The organism is Halorubellus litoreus, from assembly GCF_037081675.1.
Lineage (GTDB): Archaea > Halobacteriota > Halobacteria > Halobacteriales > Natrialbaceae > Halorubellus > Halorubellus litoreus.
This window is the reverse complement of sequence record NZ_JAZAQL010000004.1, coordinates 303,672-323,914: the sequence shown is the minus strand read 5'-3', so window position 1 is coordinate 323,914 and position 20,243 is coordinate 303,672. Positions and strand designations below refer to the sequence as shown.

Below are 20,243 nucleotides of genomic sequence, written 5' to 3'. Positions count from 1 at the left end.
CGAACACATCACTAGTCCACCATCAAACCCCCCACGTTCAAAATCGTTTGCTATCTAACCCCCTCGGGCTCGTCGTCTCCGCTTCACGCCCCCGCCTCAAATCGGGGGTATGCGCTCGCTATCGTCGTCAAACCGGGTAGAGGCGACCGACGCAGTCCGTCCCGACCCGGAAGTCCACGCCCGCGATCGGACGCGAACACTCCTTGCAGTGCCCGTGCTCGTCGCGGTCGATGGCACGGGACCCGGTGGTGCTTTCGATCCAATTCACGCTCATCTCGCCGTCGCACGAGTCGTACGGACACTGCGCGAGCGCGACGTAGTACGGAATCTCGCCCCCCTTCCTGGTCGTCTCGATGCGGCGGTCGAGCCGATACTCCTGCGCGAACGCTCCGGTGTCGGGGTCGTTCATCACCAACCGCATCCCATCCAGCGACGCCCCCGCTCGATCGCACGCCCCCCGCGACAGCACGTGCGACACCGGAACAGAGTGGGGCATTTCGTCGTCCAACCAGTCACACGGACAGATCACTTTGACTCCTCTCGAGATGCACGTCTCGTACTCGGTGAGTTCGGTCATGGACGTCCGAGGAGACGATGGCTGCCTCATGAAGCGATGTGTTAGGTCACCCCTTGAACTGGGAAGGGACGGAAAACGTTGGTCGATGGTCGAACCGTGGCTTGCAGGTGGCGTCGTTCCATCCGCAGTGCGACACTGGCGAGTCCCCGGGAATACCGACAATCCTGAACTATATGGTGATTCCTGCCTGACTAGCGAGGCATGTTAAGTGCTGGGCGAGGATCGGCTCGTCTGCTGTGCGTCGAGCCGCTCGCCGAAGAATCAACCGTGCGGTGGCCACGGGACGTCGACGCCACCGTGGTCGAGAAGCGCGGTGTGGCTGCTGCACGTGAGGCCGTTGCGGAGGAGTCGTTCGATTGCGTCGTGGCGGCGTACGAGTTGGGTGACGGAACCGGCGTCGAGTTGCTCGAGACCGTTCGTGCTGGCGATTCGGACCTGCCGTTCATTCTGTACGCGTCGCAGGGGGACGAGAAAGTGGCCAGTACGGCGATCGCGGAAGGTGTCACCGACTACGTCGTTCGGAACCCGGATTCGGGGTCGAAGCAGGTCCTCCTGGAGCGGGTTCGGGAGGCACTTGACGAGTACGAGGCAGTTCGGGGTCGGGGAGCGGAACAGGAACGCCTGAACCTGTTGTTCGACCAGTCACCGTTCGGCGTCATCGAGTGGAACGACTCCATGGAATGCCTGCGCGTGAACGAGACCGCCGAGGACATCCTGGGGTATTCCGAGGCCGACCTCCGCGGGGAGTCGTGGACGGAGATCGTGCCCGCGTCCGAGCAGGAGTCCGTGGGGCAGATGGTGGAGGCCCTCCTCGAGAACGAGGGCGGGTTCAAGCACGTGAACGAGAACGTCCGAAAGGATGGCGAGCGCGTTCACTGCGAGTGGCACAATCGCGTCCTGGTCGAGGACGGGGAGGTCGTCTCCGTCATCTCCCAGTTCCAGGACGTCACCGACCGGCGACGGCGACAGCGGCGGTTCGAGGCGGTGTTCGACAACACGTACACGTTCATCGGGCTGATGGATACCGACGGCACGCTGCTCGAGGTGAACGACACCGCGCTGGCGTTCGCGGGCGTCGACCGCGAGCAGGTGGTCGGGAAGCCCATCTGGGAGACGTACTCGTTCCAGATCGAACCCGAGACACAGCGAACGGTCAAGGAGGGCGTCGAACGAGCGCGTGACGGGGAGTTGTTCCGGGACGAGTACCGGGTGCAGGGCGAGGACCGGGACGCGATCATCGACTTCTCGATTCGCCCGGTTCGCGACGACGACGGGGAGGTACAGTTCCTCGTGCCGGAAGGCCGCGACATCACGGACCGGAAGGAGCGAGAGCGGAAACTCGAGCAGAGCGAACGCCGGTATCGGAACCTCGTCGAGAACTCGCCGGCGCCGATCAACCTCTTCGATGGGACGGGCGAGACCGTCTGGGGGAACGACGCGGTCTTGGACCTGTTGGGGCTCTCGGACCTCGACGACCTCGTCGGGCGGTCGATATTCGAGTTCATTCACGAGGATGACGAACCCGTGGCCGAGGGCGAGATCGACGACATCTTCGGGAGTGAGAGCGCCGTCGGGCCGACGAACTTCCGGCTCGAGCGAGCGGACGGGGACGTCCGGCACGTGCAAGTGCAGACGACGACCGGCTGGTTCGAGGGCGAGCAGGTCGGGCAGGCGGTCGTCGTGGACCTGACCGAACTCCGGGAGAAGGAGGCGGAGCTTCGACGGTCGGAGAATCGGTACCGGACGCTCGTGGAGATGTCGCCGCACTCCATCCTCGTGCATACCGACGGCGAGATACTGTACGCGAACGAGTCGTTCGCCCACCAGGTGGGCGTGGGCGCCGCCGACGACGTCGTGGGGACGTCGGTGCTCGAGTACGTGCCGGCGTCGGACGAGGAGACGGTCCTGGAGCAGGCGCGGGCGACCGAGCGCGGAAACCGGTTGCCGACGAACAGGCGGCGAGAGATACGGACCGTGACGGGAGAGACCCGGTACGTGACGACGACGTCCCGACCGGTCGTCTACGAGGACGAAACGGCGGTGTTGACGGTGCTGAACGACCGGACGCAGGCGCATCGGTACCAGAGTGCGGTGCGGTCGCTTCACGAGAATACGCGGGACATGTTCAGGGCTGACGATACGGAGAGCATCGCGGCGGTGGCGACGGCGGCGGTCGGGGACTTACTGGATATCGCTGACGGCGTGGTGTACGAGTACGACGAGTCGCGGAACGCGCTGTGTCCGATCGCGGCTACTGCACCCGAGGTCGATGTGGCCGGGGAGGAAGGCGCGGTCGGGCCCGCGGACGACCACGTCGCGTGGGAGGCGTTCGCTTCTGACAGTCGACGTCACGTCCCCAGGGGGGACGGAGTGGGAGCTGTCGACGCGGTCGCTGGTGAACTGGAGGACCCTGGGGGTGTCGACGCGGCGCCCGTTGGGGTGGACGAATCCTCGACTGGGTTGTTCATTCCGCTCGGCGAGCACGGCGTGTTTCGTGCGACGGCCGAGGGACCGGACGGGTTGTCGCACACCGAGATCGAGCTGTGTTCGATTCTGGCTGCGAACCTGGAGGCGGCGTTCGAGGGCGTCCAGCGCGAGGTGGCGCTCCGGGAGCGCGAACAGCGACTCGAGCGTCAGACGGACACCCTGGAGGCCATGGAGCGACTGAACGGCATCATCCGAGACATCACGCGGTCGATGTACGACGTGACCACGCAGGAGGCGGTCAGGGACGCCGTGTGTACGCGACTGGGGAACCGCGAGGAGTATTCGGCGGTCTGGGTCGGGGAGCGGGCCGACGACGGCGAGTCGTTCGTCGCGGCGTCGACGGCCGGGTCGATGGGTGGGTTGCTGGACGCGGTCGAGGACGACGCCGTGGGCGCGCCACTCCAGTCGCTTCTCGAGACGGCCGTCGAGTCGAACGCCGTCCAGGTCGTCGACCAGGTTGTCGGCACTGACGCGTGGCGGCCGATGCGAGAGACCGCGCTCCAGCACGGCTTCCAGTCGGTTGCGGCCGTCCCGATTCCTCTCGAGAACGAGCCCGACGAGGTACTGGTCGTGCACGCGTCGGCTGCGAACTCGTTCACGCCCGACCAGCGCGAGGTGTTCGGGGAACTCGGCCACCTCATCGGGAGTGCGATGGGTCGGCTTGGCGTGACGACGCCGCAGTTGCCGGGGAGGCGAACCGAACTCGACGTCGAGATCTCGGACCCGGGACTGGTGTGGAATCGCATCGCGGCGGAGTTGGAGGGCGAGGTAGTGCTCCGTGGCGCGATGCCGTCGGGGTCGGGGTCGCACGTCGCGTACGTGCAGGCCGAGGAGTCGGCGGCGGCCGTTCGGTCGCTCCCGGCGGCGTTGCACGTGGTGCGTTCGGCGGCCGTGCTGGCCGAGGACGAGGGGTCGGGCCTCTATCAGTGTACTGTCTCGGAATCGCCGTTCTTCGAGTTGCTCTCGGAGTACGGGGCGGCGTTGGAGGCGATGGAGACGACGGGTGGCGGGACGGCGGTGACGGTTCGCGTGGCGTCGTCGACGAGCGTTCGGGGGTTCGTCGAGGCGCTGTCCGAGCGGTTCTCGGGCGTGGAGTTGGCGGCGCGGCGGTCGGACGTGTCGGCGGTCGAGACGCCGGTAGCCATCCGGGAGCGGGTGCGGGAGGGGTGTACGGACCGACAGTATCAGGCGTTGCAGGCGGCGTTCTACGGTGGGTACTACGAGTGGCCGCGGTCGGCGACCAACGAGGACCTCGCGGAGGTGCTCTCGATAGCGTCGTCGACGTACCAGTCGCATCGGCGCACCGGGGAGCGCGTCGTCATGTCGTTGCTCTTCGACGGCGTGAACTGAGCGGCTCATCGAGCGCACCGGGTCGGAGCGACTACCCCGACAGTCGGGTCGCGCGGCTGTGACGGACCCGGTACGCCATGGATGACGTATGATCCGTCGGGGCACGGATGTTGTCTCTGAACGGGATACTGGGAGAAGTGGGGGACACGGGCAGGGGTCGGCGAAGGGAGCGGGAGGAGAGGGTACTCACGTAGCCCCCCATAGGGTCCGGTCCCTATGTTGATAGCGACACGCCAGATGAGGGTCCGAACGCAAGGTCTGAGTACACTCGTTGAGTCGACCATCCCGATCTCACTCGGCGACCCCACACCATGACACATGACCACGACGATACTGGCGGCGACGACCGACCCACCGACACACGGTCCGTCGAACTGGCACGATACGACTGGCGCGACTCGCCGACCGTCCTGGAGGCCATCCTCGCGACCATCAGCGACCTGGACCCGGCCTTCGACGCCACGAGCGACGCACCCCTCCAGTCCGCCGTCGACGTGGACGCACTCGAAGGACTGTTCGAACCCGTCCGCGACGAGGCCGTCACCACGGACACGGTCCTCACCTTCGAGTACGACAGCTACACGGTCACCATCACGGCCGCCGGCACCGTCACCGCAGTGTACGCCGACGCACCGCACCCGTACCGGTCGTCCAGATGACGGACACGACCGACGAGGTCCTCCTCGTCGAGACCGTCGCCGCGCTCGCAACCCTCCACGAGCACTGGCTCGAAGACGCGGGTCACGCCGTCACCCGGCCGGCGTCCACGAGTCACATCGCCGATATCACGGACACGGGTGCGGCCGTCGCCATCTGCGACAGGTCGATTCTCGAAGCCGTCACCGACACGGCGACGGCCCCCACGACGCGGCACACGCAGTCACCGCCACGACTCATCCTCTGCATCAATCGACTCTGCGACCCCGACGTCGTCGACCTGCCGTTCGACGACTACGTGGAGAAGCCGGTCAGGCGACCGGTGCTCCTCGACACCGTCGACCGCGTCCTGGCGCGCGACACCTACGCGGACGTCGTCCATCGGTTCGCCTCGACAGTCAACAGACTCGCACTCGTCATCGACCACGAGCACTCGACCCCCACCGGTTCCTCGGAGCCCGCCGCTGCACTCGCAGCCGACCTCCGCGAACTCGCCCCGGCCGTCACCGACGGCGCACACGCACTCACCGCGACCGACATCGACCGCCTGTTCGCCCCCGGCACCGCCGCAACGATAGCTCACAACCCCGCGGACGCAGTGGACCCCTAACCACCCACGCACACACCAACCCATGACATCACCGACTGCACCAACTCGTATCACGACAGGTATCGACAGTCTCGACGAGGTACTCGACGGCGGACTCATCCCGACCCGCGCGTACATGTTGACCGGCGACCCGGGCACCGGCAAGACGATTCTCGGCCTGCACTACCTCACCGCGGGCCGCGACGCCGGCGAGACGGCTCTCTGTGTGAACCTCGAAGAGTCCACGGAAGACATCCGACAGAACGCCGCCAGTCTCGGGTTCGACCTCGATGGCATCGAGTTCCTCGACCTCACGCCGAGCAGCGACGCCTTCGGCGACGGCCAGCGATACGACATCTTCAGCGCCGCGGAGACCGAAGGCCCGGAGATAGCGGCCGCCGTCACGGACGCGATCGAGGAGCACGACCCCGACCGCGTGTTCGTCGACCCGCTCAGTCGCTTCCGGCACCTCGCCCCGGACGACCACCAGTTCCGCGAGCTCATCGGGAGCTTCGTCCAGTTGCTCAGGGACACCGGCGCCACCGTCCTGTTCACCACGCAGGCGACCGCCGCCCGGTCCGACGCTGACCTCCAGTACCTCAGCGACGGCACCATCGCCCTCTCCCAGGGCGCGCACGGCAGAGAACTCGAGGTCAAGAAGTTCCGCGGGTCCGACTCCGCGCGAGGCCCGCACACGTTCCGGATCACGCCCGACGGGCTCGCCCTCTTCCCGGAACTCGTCCCCGGGACGCACTCGGCCGCATTCGACACCGAAACCATCTCCTCGGGGATTCCCGAGGTCGACGACCAACTCCACGGCGGCATCGAGCGCGGCACCGTCACCATCCTCAGTGGCCCCACCGGCGTCGGGAAGACCACGCTCGGCACGCAGTTCATGAAGGAAGCCGCCGAGCGCGGGGAACGGTCGGTCATCTACATGTTCGAAGAGAACACGCAGACGTTCCTCGAGCGGTCGGAGCAGACCGACATCCCCGTGACCGAGATGCGGGACCGCGGCACGCTCGAGATAGCGGAGATGGAGCCGCTCCGCATCTCCTCGAGCGAGTTCGCGGCGCGAGTCCGCGAGGAGGTGGAAGCGAACGACGCCGAGATCGTGATGATCGACGGCATCGACGGGTACCGGCTCTCGCTCCGCGGCCAGAAGGACGACCTCAGGAGAGAGCTACACTCGCTGTGCCGGTACCTGAAGAACATGGGCGTGACCGTCATCCTGGTCGACGCCACCGAATCGGTGACTGGCGACTTCAAACCCACCGCGGAGGACGTGAGTTACCTCGCCGACAACCTCGTCTTCCTCCGGTACCTCGAGATGCAGGGCGAACTCCGGAAGGCCCTCGGGATACTGAAGAAACGGACGAGCGACTTCGAACGGACGCTCCGCGAGTTCGAGATCACGGACCGTGGTATCGAGGTCGGTGAGCCACTGCGGGAGTTACGGGGCGTCCTCAAGGGCACCCCCGACCTCGTCGACCCCGGCGACGAAACCGTGAGACCACCGGACGGAGAGGAGCCTGATAGCGATGGATGACCCTCCCAACGATGCATCTACCACGAGTTCCTACGTCGCGCAAGAGCCATCGGTACGCGGGCCGCGCACGGTGCTGTTGTTCATGGACCCCGGTGAGAACCGGCGCCTGCTCGGGGAGTGGCTTGCCGACGAGGACTACGACGTGGCGACCGCCGAGACGCCTGCTGGACTCGAGAGCGAGTTCGATCTCTGCATCGTCGACGCGACGCACTTCCGGGCGCATCGGGACGCACTCCAGGACTGCAAGTCGGACGCGGACCTCGCGTTCCTCCCGTTGTTGCTGGTCGCGAGCCGGGAGTCGGGGTTGCTCTCGCGGAGCGAGGTGTGGGAGTTCGTCGACGACGTCGTGGAGGCGCCGATCCGACAGGCGGAACTCGACGCGCGCCTGGCGTCGCTGCTCCGACAGCGCACGCAGTCGCTCGAACTCCGCGAACGCGAGGCACAGCTCCGCGAGACCCTGTCGGAACTCCGGATCAAGGAACGCGCCATCGACGCGGCACCGGTCGGCATCACGATCTGCGAGGCCGGCTCGGACTCGAACGACATCGTGTACGTGAACGACCGGTTCGAGGAGCTCACGGGGTACGCGGAGGCGGACGTGGTGGGGCGGGACTGTCGGTTACTCCAGGGCGAGAACACGAGTCCGGAGCCAGTCGCGGAGCTGCGAGCGGCGATCGATGCGGAACGGCCGGTGTCGGTCGAACTCCAGAACTACGAGAAGTCCGGCCGGTTGTTCTGGAATCGGGTCGACGTCGCGCCGGTTCGGGACGACGACGGCGAGGTCACTCGCTTCGTCGGGTTCCAGACCGACGTGACCGACCGGAAGATCCGCGAGCAACGGCTCACCGTGTTGAATCGCATCCTCCGGCACAACCTCCGGAACGGGATGGGCGTCATCCAGGGGTACTGCGAACTGCTCGAGCAGCACGTCTCGGGGAACGAGGAGCAGTCGTATCTCGACGCCGTCGCCTCGGCCGCTGCGGACCTGACGGAGCTCAGTGAGAGGGTCCACGACACGGAGGTCGTCCTCCAGGGGCTCGACGACGATTCCGGTGGCGTGTGTATCACGACCGCGCTCGAGACCGCTCTCTCCGAGCTCGACGCGCACGCGCCGGCGACGGAACTGGATATCGACGTCCCGAGCGGCCCGCTGCCGTTGGTACCGAGCAACGCGGTCGTCGTGTTCAGGGAGCTCGTGCGGAACGCGCTCGAGCGCTGTGACGGGACGCCCCGCCGGCCGACGGTGTCCATCGATCGCTGTAGCGAGTACGCCGAGGTGATCGAAGCGACGATCACGGACTACAGCACGGAGCCCCTCGACCCGGACCGCGAGGTGCTCGCCGCGGGCGAGGAGACGCCACTGCTCCACGCCGACGGTATCGGGCTCTGGTTGGCGAACTGGGTCGCGAGCGCGGCGGGCGGCACCATCGAGATAGCGGGCGACGAAGCGGACGCCGTGACAGTACGATTCCCGGCAGTATGATACACACCGACACCGACCTGGCGCCTGCGGTCGCGTCCGCGCTGCAACTGGCCGATGCCGGAACGGCCAGTCTCCTGGTCTGCGAGACGAGCGCGCCGACGGTTCGAGCGGTCAACGACACCGCGTGCCAGCGCCTCGACCGAACCGACGCCGACCTCATCGGCACCAGCCTCGACGCCGTCCAGTCCGACGTCCCGTACCTCGAGGACTGGGACGCCTTCACGGCCGACCTCGAGTCGACGGACTGGCAGACCCACACCGGCGTCCACCACCGCGGCGACGGCGCCACCTATCCCGTTCACGTCGACGCCATCGAACTCTCGCCCACCGACGTCCAGACGCTGGTCCTGCTACGGACCCGACCCCGACACACCGATCCGATGCCCAGATCGGAACTGGAACGACAGTTCCAGACCGTCTTCGACCACCCCGCCTCTTTTGCCGCCGTCCTCAACCCCGACGGAACCCTCCGGACCGCGAACGAGACCGCCCTCGATTTCATCGACGCCACCCTCGACACCGTCGCCGGGAAGCCCTTCTGGGAGACGCCGTGGTGGACCCACGCCGAGTCCCTGCAATCGGAACTCCGCGACCGCGTCCGCAGGGCCGCAGCCGGCGAGTTCCAGCGATTCGAAGCCGAACACGTGGCGCCCGAGGGGGACAGCGCCGTGGTGGACGCCAGCCTCTCGCCGGTCACGAGCACGCACGGCGCCGTCACCGGCATCGTCGCGCTCGGTCGAGACATCACCGAACGAAAGACGCGGAAACGGCAGGTCGAACGGCACCGGTCCCAGGTCCACCGGCTCCACGAGGTGGCGACCGACATCGGGTCCCTCGAGGCTCGCGACGCCGTCTACGACCGCATCGTCGAGGCCGCCGAGGAGATACTCGAGTTCGACATCGCCATCGCGGACCAGGCCGTCGGCGACGTCCTCATCCCGAAGGCGGTGTCGACGGACCTCGACGCCCAGCACTACTACGAGGAAACGCCGATAGACGCCGACGACAACATCGCCGCCCGCGTCTATCGAACCAATGACGCCTCGATCGTCGACGACCTCAGCCAGCACTCGGTGACGCCAGTCGTCAGCGAGTTCGAATCCGCGCTGACGGTTCCCATCGGCGACCACGGCGTCTTCCAGTCCGTGAGCCGGTCCACGGGTGCCTTCGACGAGACCGACCTCGAGCTGACCGAGCTCCTGATGTCGCACGCCGCCACGCAACTCGACCGCCTCGCCACCAAGCGGGAGCTCCGGGACCGCACGCAGACCCTCGAAGCGCAGAACGAGCGCCTGGAGCGCTTCAAGAACGCCGCTTCCCACGACCTCCGGAACCCCCTGAACGTCGCGCGCGGCTACCTCGAAGAGGAGATGGCGTCGACCGACAGCGAGAACCTCGAGGAGGTCCGCAACGCACTCGACCGTAGTCTCGACCTCGTCGACGACCTCCTGACCTTCGCGCGCGACGGGCAGACGGTCACGAACGCCGAGGTCGTGTCGCTCCCGGCCATCGTCGAGGAGAGCTGGCGGACCGTCGAGACCGGCGACGCGTCGCTCGTCGTCGACACCGACCGAGCCGTCCGGGCGGCCCCTAGTCGCCTGAGACAGGTGTTCGAGAACCTCATCCGGAACAGCGTCGACCACGGCACCGCCGACGCGCGAAACGCACCGCGAGGGGATACGGAGGAAGCGGGTTCGTCGCTCACGATCTCGGTCGGGTCGCTGGAGGACGGGTTCTACGTGGCCGACGACGGGCAGGGGATTCCCGCCGCGGCCTCGAGGAAGGTGTTCCAGCCGGGGTATTCGACCGCGTCCGATGGCACCGGGTTCGGGCTCAACATCGTCCGCGAGATCGTCGAGGCACACGACTGGCAAATCGAAGTGACCGAGAGCGCCACCGGCGGGGCGCGCTTCGACGTCACCGACGTCCCAGACCCGTGACCGCCACAGTCCCGGAGCGGTCGTGGAATCGGCGTGGTGGTATCAGGTTTCTCGTTGCAGGAGGAGGCTCACGGTTTCGCCGGTCTTGTCGGTGATGGGCGCGGCGACGTCCCAGCCGTCCGCGCCCAGTTCGTTCAACTGTTCGACCGGGGGGTGGACGTCGCCACCGAGTCCCGCGACCATCATGCTACTGTCGACCTCGATCGTCCGGTATTCGTAGGAGGGCATACGAGCCGAACGAATATTTCTAATGTCAAGCGTCTTCTGGTTCTTGTGAGGGGCTGGACGAATCGGAACGATGTCGTCCCGGTGCTGGCCGGGGTCCAGTTGAACTTCGTCCGAGCGGCTTCGTCCGGGGTACGAGATTCGTGGGTTGGCCCTACCGTTGATTACTGGGGCGTTGGTTAGCGTCGTCTATCACCGAGCAGTTGTCCAGCGCGTCTGTCCGGTCGCGTTCGAGTGGCTCCGATGAGCGGGACGTCGAGCGTGCGGGGCCGCTCGACGTCAGGGTGCTCCGGCGTGAGCGGTTCGGGGTCCTCCGGGGCGACGTGGACGCGGCTGCTGCGCGCGCCGATGCCGTGGAAGCCGTGACTGCGTCGAGTCCAGCCGTTCGCGAGGCGGGGCTGGAGCTGGTGCTGGCGCTCGAGGACCCGGCGCCGATGTCGCTCCTCGCGGACTACTCGCTCCCGAGTGATGCGCTCGCGGCGGACGACGTCGATGGCCGGGAGGGCCAGTTGTTCGCGACGCTGGCCCGTGAAGACCCACCGGGTGTCCGGAAGCACGTCGGCGAGGTGGTCGCGGCCGCCAGCCACCGGGAGGACGCCGCCGCGCGGGACGTGGCCTGTGCGCTCGCGGGCCGCGACCCGGCGGTCCTCAAGCCGGCGGTCGAGTCGCTCGTCGCGGCCGGGGGAGGGTCCGATCGTTCGCTGTGGACGCTCGCGCGACTCGGGGTCGCCGAACCGCCGGTGCTCAGGCGGCACCTGGCGAACGCCGCGTGGACGGTCGAGCGCGCGGACGCCGACCCGGTGCCGGACGCGGTCGAGTCGATGACTGGGGCGGTGGTGGCGCTGGACGGGGAGGTTCCAGAGTCGGTCGCCTACGAGCGGTTGCTCGAGCACGTCGACGATGCGACGCGAGTCGCCGCCGCGAACGGGCTCTCCCGTATAGCGGGTGCGGACGGTCAGGCGGCCGAGCTCGAGTGGCTCGACGCGCCGGCGGCGGTCTCCGCGCTCGTCGACGGCACGACGGGGTCGTCTCGGGAGGAACGCCAGGCGGCGGTCCGCGCGCTCAGCGCAGTCGCCGCCAAGCGTCCGGCGGCCGCGCCTACCGCGGTGCGAGAACTCGTCGCGCGCCTCACCGACGACCCCGCGGTCATTCGGAGCGCGCTCTCGGCGATCTGGACCGTGGTGGGGTGGCGGCCGGACGAGCGGGCGCCCGGCACGGTCCGTCGCGTGGCGGCGCGTCTCGGCGACGACGACGCCGGCAGCGCTCTCACGGAGGCGCTACTCTCGACGCTCTCCGCCCACGGTGCGGTGACGGTGGACGCGCTCGACCTGGACGTGGTCGCGGTGTTCCTCGGTCACGACGCCGAGGAGGTGCGTCGCGTGGCGGCCGGGACGCTCCTGGACCTCGGCGCGAGTGCACCGGGGTCGCGGCCGGCGGTCGTGCGGTACCTCCGGTGGGCGCGCCACGACGGGACCGCGGGCGTTCGGCGGAAGGCGCTCTCGCTGCTGGGGACTGCGGGCGCGCTCTGGCAGGGGGAGGCGCCGACGGTCGTCGACGCGCTCGTCGCGCACCTCTCGCAGTACCCGGACGATGCGACGCAGGTGGCGGACGCGCTGCTGGCGGTCGCGGACGCGACGCCGCCGGCGCTCCCTGCGGTCGTCGATCGACTACGGCGGCGCGTGGACCGTGGCGAACTGCAGGAGGCGGCGGCGAGCGAGTTCCTCTGCGAACTCGCGACGTCGGCGCCCGACGCGCTCGCGGCGTCGGGGGAAGATCCGCTCGACGCCGCGGTGGGTGACCTCGTGGCGACGGGTCCCGACGACGAGAGCGGGCGCGAGGCGGCGCGCGCGGTGCTCGCGGTGGCTCGGACGTCGCCCGCGTCGGTCGCACCCTACGCGGACCGGCTCCGAGCCGGCTTCGAGGCCGACGACGCCGGCCTCGCCGTGCGGGCTCGGTTGGCGGCTGCGTATGGGGTCGTCGCCGACGGGAGCGATGCGGCCGAGGCGACGGCGTGGCTCGGCAAGCGGGTGCTTTCGGCGCCAGTCCTCGTCGGTCGCGCGCTCGCGCACCTGGCGGGAGACCACCCCGAGACGGCGCTGCCGGCCCTGGAGAGCGTCCTCGCCACCGTCGAGCGCGAGTGCACTCGCGACGGCGCTCCCGCGGTCGACGTGGGTGCGTTCGTCGACCGGGTGGTGGTGCCGCTCGTCGGGAGTCATCCGGCGGCCGGCCCGCCGGTCGTCCGCGCGCTCGCCGCGGCGCTCGAAGCCCCAGCCGCGAGAGACCCCGCCGCCAGCGCCCTCTGCGACGCGCTCGCCGAGTGGCCGTACCTCGCACCGCTTGCCGTCGACGCGCTCGTCGACCGCCTCGACGACGCCGACGGCGACGTCCTCCGTGAGGTCGTCGCGCCGCTCTCGTGGACCGACGACGAGCGCGCCGCTGGCGCGTTGCGCGAACTCGCCGCCCACCCCGACGCGGAAGTCCGACGCGCCGCGACCGCTCGGAGCAACGACCCGTCGCCACCACCGGATGCCCCGGACAGCGACTGGCTGGCCGACTTCTCGCCGAGCGAGGCGACCCCCGCCGACGTCGACCGGCTGGCTCGCGGTCTGGCGACCGCCGCACCCGTCGATTCGGCGGCCGTACTCGGGACCCTCCAGCGGGTCGCTCGCGAACGGCCGTCGCTCCGCGCTCGCGCCACCTGTCACGTTCTCGGCGCGGTCGTCGCCGACGCGTCGCCGGGCTCGCTCACCGAGACGCTGGCTGCGTTCGCGCCGACGCACGCGCCGGACGACGCGACCCACCCGACCGAGAACCCAGGGCGAGTCGGGGCGCTGCTCGCGCTCGCCGCCGACGCCGAACCGGCGGTCGTCCGCGGACAGGCGACCGCGGCGCTCGCAGCGACCGTTCGTCGAGACCGCGCGCTCGCGACGGCCACCCTCAGCGAGCACCTCCACGACGCGATCGGCGCGGACTCGCCGCTCGTGACCGGGCGGGCACTGCGCGCCGTCCGCGTGCTGGCCGCGGACCTCCCCCTCGAGACGTTCGTCGACGCCGGCGCGCTCGAGGCGCGGCTCTTCGGGCCGGCCGCGGTCGTGCCACGCGCCACGTGGACGGTCGCGGCCGTCGCGGCACAGCGCCCCGACGCGGCCGAGGCGCTGGCCGAGTCGCTGTCGGGACTGCTCGACTGGACGACGGTCCACCGCGCGCACGCCCTCCGAACGATTCCCGACGTACTCGCGGCGGCGCCGGGGGTCGACGCGGCGCTCGCCCCCGCCGTCCTCGAACAGGTTCCCGCCGACGGGGTGCCGGAGGACCGCGTGATCCAGGCCGTCGGCCACCTCTCCGGCGAGGCAATCGCGTCGACCGCGGGCGGCCCGGCGGCGCTGCTCGGGGCGCTCGACGCGGTCTACGACGGTCGCGCGTACGCGCTCCTGACCGACCGCCTCCTGCGCGTCGCCGAATCCGCGCCCGAGGCGGTCGTCGCCGCGCTCGAAGCGCGGGAGGCGGAGGCGCTGCCGCCGATGCGCCGGGAGGGCCTCGCGCACTACCTCCGCGCGCTCGAACGCGCCGTCGCCCACGGCGGCGACCGCGTCGCGTACCCGTTCATCGACGTCGGGAACGTCTTCGACCCCCACGAGGACGCTGGGCGAGCGCGGATGGGCGCAGACCTCGCCGAGCGCGACGTCACCCACTTCGACCTCGGCGACGCCCCGGAGCTGCGGCGTCGAGCGAAACGGAGCTTCGTCGCCGTCCTCGCCGAGACCGGCCACGTCGAGTTCCTCCGCGTCCTCGGCGCCTACGAGGATGGCAAGCCTGAGGTCGAGCCGACTCCCGACCAGGTCGCCACGTGGTTCGCGCTGACGACGGACCCGGCCGCGTCGACGGCCGCATCGACGCTCTGCGAGAGCGCCGACGCCGACTTCGTCGCCGCCGTCGGCACGCGGCTCGCCGACGCGCTCCCGTCGCTCCCGTTGGACGCGGCGCGGCGCATGCTGGCGGCCCTCCCTGCGTTCGCGACGGCCGTCCCAGCCGGCGATGCGCGGGAGACGATCCGCGAGGCGCTTGCGGACGCGCTCGACGGCGACTGGGCGGTCGCGCTGGCGGCGGTCGACGCGGTGACCGACCTCGGAACGACCGACGGTATCGCGGCGACGACCGCCCTCGAGATGCTGTTCGAGCACCTCGACGCGGCCGAGCCGACGTTGCGACGTCGCGTCGCCGAAGCGATTGCGACGCTGAGCCGCGAGCCCGGCGCGGACGTGGCGTCGGTCCGCGACCGCCTCGTGGACCCGCCGGGCGCCGAGCCCGCGTCGGTCGACCGCCAACGTGCGCGCGTGCTGGCGCTCGGCGCGCTCGCCGCCGGCGAGCCCGGACTCCGCGACGGCATCGTCGCCGAGCTGACGGACGCACTGACCGACGGCGACGCGAGGGTCCGCGAGTGCGCCCTCGGTGAACTGGCGCGCGTCGCCGACGGCGACGCGACGGCGGTGGTCGAGAGCGTCGACGAGATAGCCGTCCGCGTCGCGGACGTCGAAGCCCGAGTTGCGCGCGCCGCCGTCGACTGCCTGCGAACGGTCGGCGACGACCGGACTCACGCCGCCGTCGTCGCCGGGGCGCTCGTCCGCGCGCTCGACACCGTCGACGGCCAACGTGGCGCGACCTGCGCGGAGGCGCTCGTCGACGTCCTCGACCTGCACGTCGCGCTCCCCGAACGCGACGTCGACCGGCTCCGCGAGCACGTCGACGACCCCCACCCGGGCGTCCGCCGGCACGTCCTCCGTGCACTGAGCCACGTCGGAACGCGAGCCGACCGGCCCGCCATCGAAGCGGCCGTCACCGACCCGCGGCCGGCCGTCCGGGCCGCCGCTCGCACCGCCCGCGACCGGCTCGACGCCGCGCTCGACGCACCGTCGACTGCGGGCACGAACCCCTCGCGCGTCCCGACCGGGCGGGCCAATCACGCGCGGACGGCGGCCACTGCCGGCGACCCGCCGCGGGACGCGCCGGCGGAGACGTGGGCCGTCGCTCCAGACTGGGACGTCGACCTCTCGGAGCCGGCCCACGCGGCGCTCGCCGTCGTCGACGACGCGGTCTACGTCGACGGCCGAACCTGGGTGTGGGCGCTCGACGCGGCGACCGGCACGCCAAAGTGGCGGTACGAGCGCGCACCCATCGACGACGGCGGGCACGATGGAGAGGGCCTCGGCGACCTGTTCGGCGACGGCGGCGTCCGAACCAGCCTCGAAGCGCCGACCGTCGCCCACGGAACCGTCTACGTCGGACACGCCGGGTCCAACGGCCCGGGCGTGTACGCGATCGACGCCCAGTCCGGCCGCGAGCAGTGGACGGGGCTGGTGGACCGCCGCGTCGAATCGACGCCGGCGGTCGTCGACGACGCGGTGCTCGTCGGCGACGACGACGGGACGCTGTCAGCGCTGGCCGCCGCCGACGGCGACCCACGGTGGCGGTTCGAGACCGCGGGCGGTGCGTGTTCGACGCCCGCGACCGACGGGGAGACCGCGTACGTCCTCGCGGAGGGCACGCACCTGCACGCGGTGGACGCGACGGACGGCACCGAGCGCTGGCGCGTCGACCTCGACGGCGGCGGCGGGAGCGCTGGCGGTCGCGCGCCACCGGCCGTTCGCGGGAACACGGTGTACGTCTGCCCGGGCGGGTCCGCCGTTCTCGCGCTCGACGCCACCGACGGCACCGAGCGATGGCGAGCGGACGTCGCGGACGCGACGGCTGCGACCGCGGCGGTCGGGCCGCGCCGCGTCTTCGTCGGACTCGACGACGGCGACGTCCGAGCGCTCGACGCCGCCGACGGGAGCGTCCAGTGGACGCGAACCGTCGGCGACCACGGCCGCGTGTTCCCCGCGGTCGTCGGCGACCACGTCGTCGCGGGGAACGCCACCGGCACCGTTCACTGCCTGCGGCCCAGCGACGGCACCGAGGAATGGCGGACCAGCGTCGGCGACCCGCTCGAATCCATGCCCGTCGTCGCCGACGGCACCGTCTACGCCGTCGACACGACCGCCAGAACGGTCGCCTTCGACTGAACGACACCCCTCGATCGCCTTCGGCTGAACGACACCCATCCCCCGAAACCAATCCAATGAATACCACATCACGCACCCGGTCGAATCCAGCATCGAACCGACACGCAGACGACGCGTATCGTACCCCCACCGGGACGACCCGTCGACTCGAGACGGTAGCGTTCGGCCCCGAGCCCAACACCGCCTTGAAGACGAATACGCCACTGGGAAGCGTACGGAGACCCCGATGACAGACCCCGATTCCCGACCGATCGCGGCCGTCGCCGCCAGCTACGTAGCTGACGCCGCGACGCCACCCCGTCGAAGCGACGTCGTCGACCACGTCAGCGCCGCAGTCGACGGTGCCGCGCCCGACGCCGTCAGCGAGTGTCTCGCCGTTCTCTGCACCCCGCTCGACGACCGCGACGACCCACGGCTCTCGCTCCGTCCCGCCGACGGCCACCACGACGCCACGGCCGGCCCGTCGGACCCGCCGCAGGAAGCCGGTGCGCGGACCGACGACCGGTTCGGGCACCTCGCCGTCCTCGAGGACGTCGGCCACAGGGAGGTCCCATCGGTTCCCGCCGACGGCTACTACGAGCGCGAGACCGTCGCCGACAAGACCGACGTCCAGGTCGTCACGAGAGCGCTCGAGGCCGGCATGAACGTCATCCTCAACGGCCCCCCGGGCGTCGGCAAGAGCTACCTCGCGAAGTACCTCTGTGCGCGAACGAACCGGCCGCTGTATCGCGTGACGCTCTCGGAGACCACGTACCGCGAGGACCTCCTCGGGCACCTCCAGCTCGTCTCCGCGCCCGGCGGCGAGAGCGTCACGTCGTGGGTCGACGGCCCGCTCACGCGCGCCGTCCGCGCCGGCGGCGTCCTGCTGCTCGACGAGATCAACGCCGCCGACGCGAACACCGCCGCCGCGCTCAACGCCGTCATGGAGCGCGAAGGCACGCGGTCGCTGACGATACCGCAGACGGGCGAAGTCGTCGACCCCCACGAGGAGTTCCGCGTCATCGCCACCGCCAACCCCGGCTATCAGGGGACCTACGAGCAGAACACCGCGTTCGAGGGGCGGTTCCGGCACGTGGAACTCGACTACCTCCCGACCGAGGTCGAGGTGGAGATACTCTTCGAACGAACCGACCTGGACCGCCGGAAGCGCGCGGAGGTCGAATCGCTCGTCGAGTTCGCCGGCCGGCTCCGCGAGGCCTACGTCGCGGGGGAACTGACCACGCCGATCACGACGCGCGAACTCGTCCGCATCGCGACGTTCATGGAGGACGGCTTCATGGACATGCGGACCGCCACCGAGAGCGAACTGCTCGCTCGCGTCGACGACCACGACGAATCACTGGTCGCGACGCTCCTGGAGAAGTCACTCTAACCGTGGAGCTGGACCGAACGACGTCGCGTCGGGAGCTCGCGCGGCTGTCCACCACGGACAGTCGCTCTGAGCGACGCCGCACGGAACTCCAGCGGCTCGCGAACGTCCTCACAGACCCGGCGCTGGACGTCCGCGTGACGTTCGAGCACTCGGGCGCGTTCGCGCACCGAGCCCCCGAGGGCTCGCCGCACGACTTCGAGATCCACATCCCCGTCGAGCGCTTCGAGCAGGTCGAGACCGACCAGGCGCCGGCGGTCTGGGACCGCCGCGTCCAGTTCGGGCTGCTGTTCCACGAGCTCGGGCACGTCATGTACTCGGACTTCGAGCGGTTCGACCAACGACAGTCCGAGGTCCTCCCCCGGCATCGGGACGTCTACCGCAGCCTCTTCAACGCCGCCGAGGACGTCGTCATCGAAGCCCAGCTCGCGGCGGAGTTCTCGCTGACTCGAGACTTCGAGACGCTGAACGAGACGTTCCGGCGACTCCAGCACCGCGACCACGAGCGGTACGTCGAGGCGTACGCGCCCGACGACGCCTTCACGTACACCGTGTACGAGGCGCTCTGCATCGGCATCCTCGAGCACGGGTTCGGCGCGGAGTCCCGGTTCCGCGCCATACTCGACCCAGGGGCGGACCGCTATCGCGTCCACGACGGCCGCCGCGACGTCGTCGCCGCGCTCGCCCCCGACGTCGCCGCGTTCGTCGACGACGTGCTCGCGCTCCCGTCCGGCCGCGACCGCGTGGACCGCAGCGTCGCGTTCTTCGAGACCGTCCGCGACCACCTCGACGAGCTGCCGACGGTGCAGTCCGTCCGCATGCAGACCGAGGGCTTCAGGCCGATCGAAGCCGGCGACTACGTGCTCGGGAGCGCCGGCCGCGCGACCGACCTCCCCGAAGGACCGGGCGCGACCCGCGGGGCCGGTCCCGGGACTGGCTCGGGCACCACCAGCCGGCGCGGCGACGCGTCGCGGCCGGCGGACTCCGGTGACGACGCCACCGGGGGACGACCGAGCGGCGACGACTCCGTCACGTCTCTCCTCGACGACGACCGGACGGAATCGCCGCTGGAGCGGGAGGCCGCGAAGCTCCTCGAGCTCGTGCACGCGGAGGACGTCGGCCTGGACCGCACCGGCGTCGTCGAGGTCGACGACGTCGACGGGGACAGAGGACGCTGGGAGGCCGCGAAGCGCCGCGCTGAGCCGCTCGCGAACGACCTTCGGAGCACGCTCCGGCGGCGTCGGCGCGCGGACGAGCGCGCCGGGCAACGGACCGGACGCATCGACCCGCAGCGACTCGCCCGCGCCGCCCAGGGCCGCGACCGCGTGTTCAAGCGTCGCGTCCGCGGCGACGAACGCGACTACCGGTGCCTCGTCGTCCTCGACCGCTCCGGCTCCATGGACGGCGACCGCATCAGGGACGCCGAATCGGCGACCGCCCAGCTCGTCCACGCCCTCCACGACGTCGGCGTCGACGTGTCCGTCCTCTCGCTGCTCGAGAACGCCCCGTTCCTCGAACTCCCGTTCGGCGGGACGCCCAACCGCTACGCGGACGCCATCACCGCCGGCCGCGCCTCCGGGTGGACCCCGCTCACGGACACCCTCGAGATCGCGCGCAACAGACTCGACGCCGGCTCCGGCACCCGGTCGTTCATCGTCGTCGTCACCGACGGGGCACCGGACGACGAGGACGCGTTCCTCGACCAGCTCGACCGCTGCAACGTCCCCGTCTACGGCGTCTACGTCGACGGCGACCCGGGAACGCACGCACGGTTCTTCGACCGCATCGTCTACACCGACAGCAGCTCGCTCGACGCGACGCTCCGCTCGCTCGCCCGCCAACTACTCGCCTGACCACCACACCCGACTCACGGGACGTGCAACAGGACGGCGTCATCGACGTTGGTACAGTCGAATCGGCGACCGTGACGTACCCCGCCGCGCCGAGCGGTATCGAGG

Annotated in this window: 11 protein-coding genes; 9 read left to right on the top strand and 2 right to left on the bottom strand. The window is 70.1% G+C overall.

The window, feature by feature from the left end; translation table 11 throughout:
- Nucleotides 1-127: 127 nt before the first annotated feature.
- Nucleotides 128-577, bottom strand: a complete 450-nt coding sequence (locus tag VYJ16_RS19035) for a hypothetical protein (RefSeq protein ID WP_336351901.1) — start codon at nucleotides 575-577, stop codon at nucleotides 128-130.
- 315 nt (nucleotides 578-892) lie between these two features.
- Here VYJ16_RS19035 and VYJ16_RS19030 point away from each other — a divergent pair, with 315 nt between their 5' ends.
- From VYJ16_RS19030 to VYJ16_RS19005, 6 genes are all read left to right on the top strand, one after another.
- Nucleotides 893-4,414: a PAS domain S-box protein gene (locus VYJ16_RS19030; protein WP_336351900.1), complete on the top strand. Its 3,522-nt coding sequence runs from the start codon at nucleotides 893-895 to the stop codon at nucleotides 4,412-4,414.
- Between the two features lie 311 nt (nucleotides 4,415-4,725).
- Nucleotides 4,726-5,073: a HalOD1 output domain-containing protein gene (locus tag VYJ16_RS19025; RefSeq protein WP_336351899.1), complete on the top strand. Its 348-nt coding sequence runs from the start codon at nucleotides 4,726-4,728 to the stop codon at nucleotides 5,071-5,073.
- Nucleotides 5,070-5,681, top strand: a complete 612-nt coding sequence (locus VYJ16_RS19020; protein WP_336351898.1) for a hypothetical protein — start codon at nucleotides 5,070-5,072, stop codon at nucleotides 5,679-5,681. The genes VYJ16_RS19025 and VYJ16_RS19020 overlap by 4 nt, the downstream gene beginning before the upstream one ends.
- 22 nt (nucleotides 5,682-5,703) lie before the next feature.
- The gene (locus tag VYJ16_RS19015; protein WP_336351897.1) at nucleotides 5,704-7,209 is read left to right on the top strand and encodes an ATPase domain-containing protein; all 1,506 of its coding nucleotides are present in this window, start codon (nucleotides 5,704-5,706) and stop codon (nucleotides 7,207-7,209) included.
- On the top strand, nucleotides 7,202-8,692 hold the full coding sequence (locus VYJ16_RS19010) for a PAS domain-containing protein (RefSeq protein ID WP_336351896.1): 1,491 nt from the start codon (nucleotides 7,202-7,204) through the stop codon (nucleotides 8,690-8,692). The genes VYJ16_RS19015 and VYJ16_RS19010 overlap by 8 nt, the downstream gene beginning before the upstream one ends.
- Nucleotides 8,689-10,632 carry a PAS domain-containing sensor histidine kinase gene (locus VYJ16_RS19005; RefSeq protein ID WP_336351895.1) on the top strand — a complete coding sequence of 648 codons (1,944 nt, stop codon included), beginning with the start codon at nucleotides 8,689-8,691 and terminating at the stop codon, nucleotides 10,630-10,632. Before VYJ16_RS19010 ends, VYJ16_RS19005 begins: the two co-directional genes overlap by 4 nt.
- A gap of 42 nt (nucleotides 10,633-10,674) precedes the next feature.
- Here VYJ16_RS19005 and VYJ16_RS19000 read toward each other — a convergent pair whose 3' ends face one another.
- The gene (locus VYJ16_RS19000; protein ID WP_336351894.1) at nucleotides 10,675-10,860 is read right to left on the bottom strand and encodes a DUF4177 domain-containing protein; all 186 of its coding nucleotides are present in this window, start codon (nucleotides 10,858-10,860) and stop codon (nucleotides 10,675-10,677) included.
- 281 nt (nucleotides 10,861-11,141) lie between these two features.
- Between VYJ16_RS19000 and VYJ16_RS18995 the strand changes: the two genes are divergently transcribed.
- The 3 genes from VYJ16_RS18995 (at nucleotide 11,142) to VYJ16_RS18985 (ending at nucleotide 20,138) form a co-directional block, all read left to right on the top strand.
- A complete protein-coding gene (locus VYJ16_RS18995; protein WP_336351893.1) occupies nucleotides 11,142-16,916 on the top strand; it encodes an outer membrane protein assembly factor BamB family protein in 5,775 nt (1,924 codons plus the stop codon).
- 226 nt (nucleotides 16,917-17,142) lie between these two features.
- Nucleotides 17,143-18,288: a MoxR family ATPase gene (locus VYJ16_RS18990; protein WP_336351892.1), complete on the top strand. Its 1,146-nt coding sequence runs from the start codon at nucleotides 17,143-17,145 to the stop codon at nucleotides 18,286-18,288.
- Nucleotides 18,289-18,290: 2 nt separating this feature from the next.
- On the top strand, nucleotides 18,291-20,138 hold the full coding sequence (locus VYJ16_RS18985; RefSeq protein WP_336351891.1) for a VWA domain-containing protein: 1,848 nt from the start codon (nucleotides 18,291-18,293) through the stop codon (nucleotides 20,136-20,138).
- The last annotated feature ends 105 nt before the right edge of the window (nucleotides 20,139-20,243 follow it).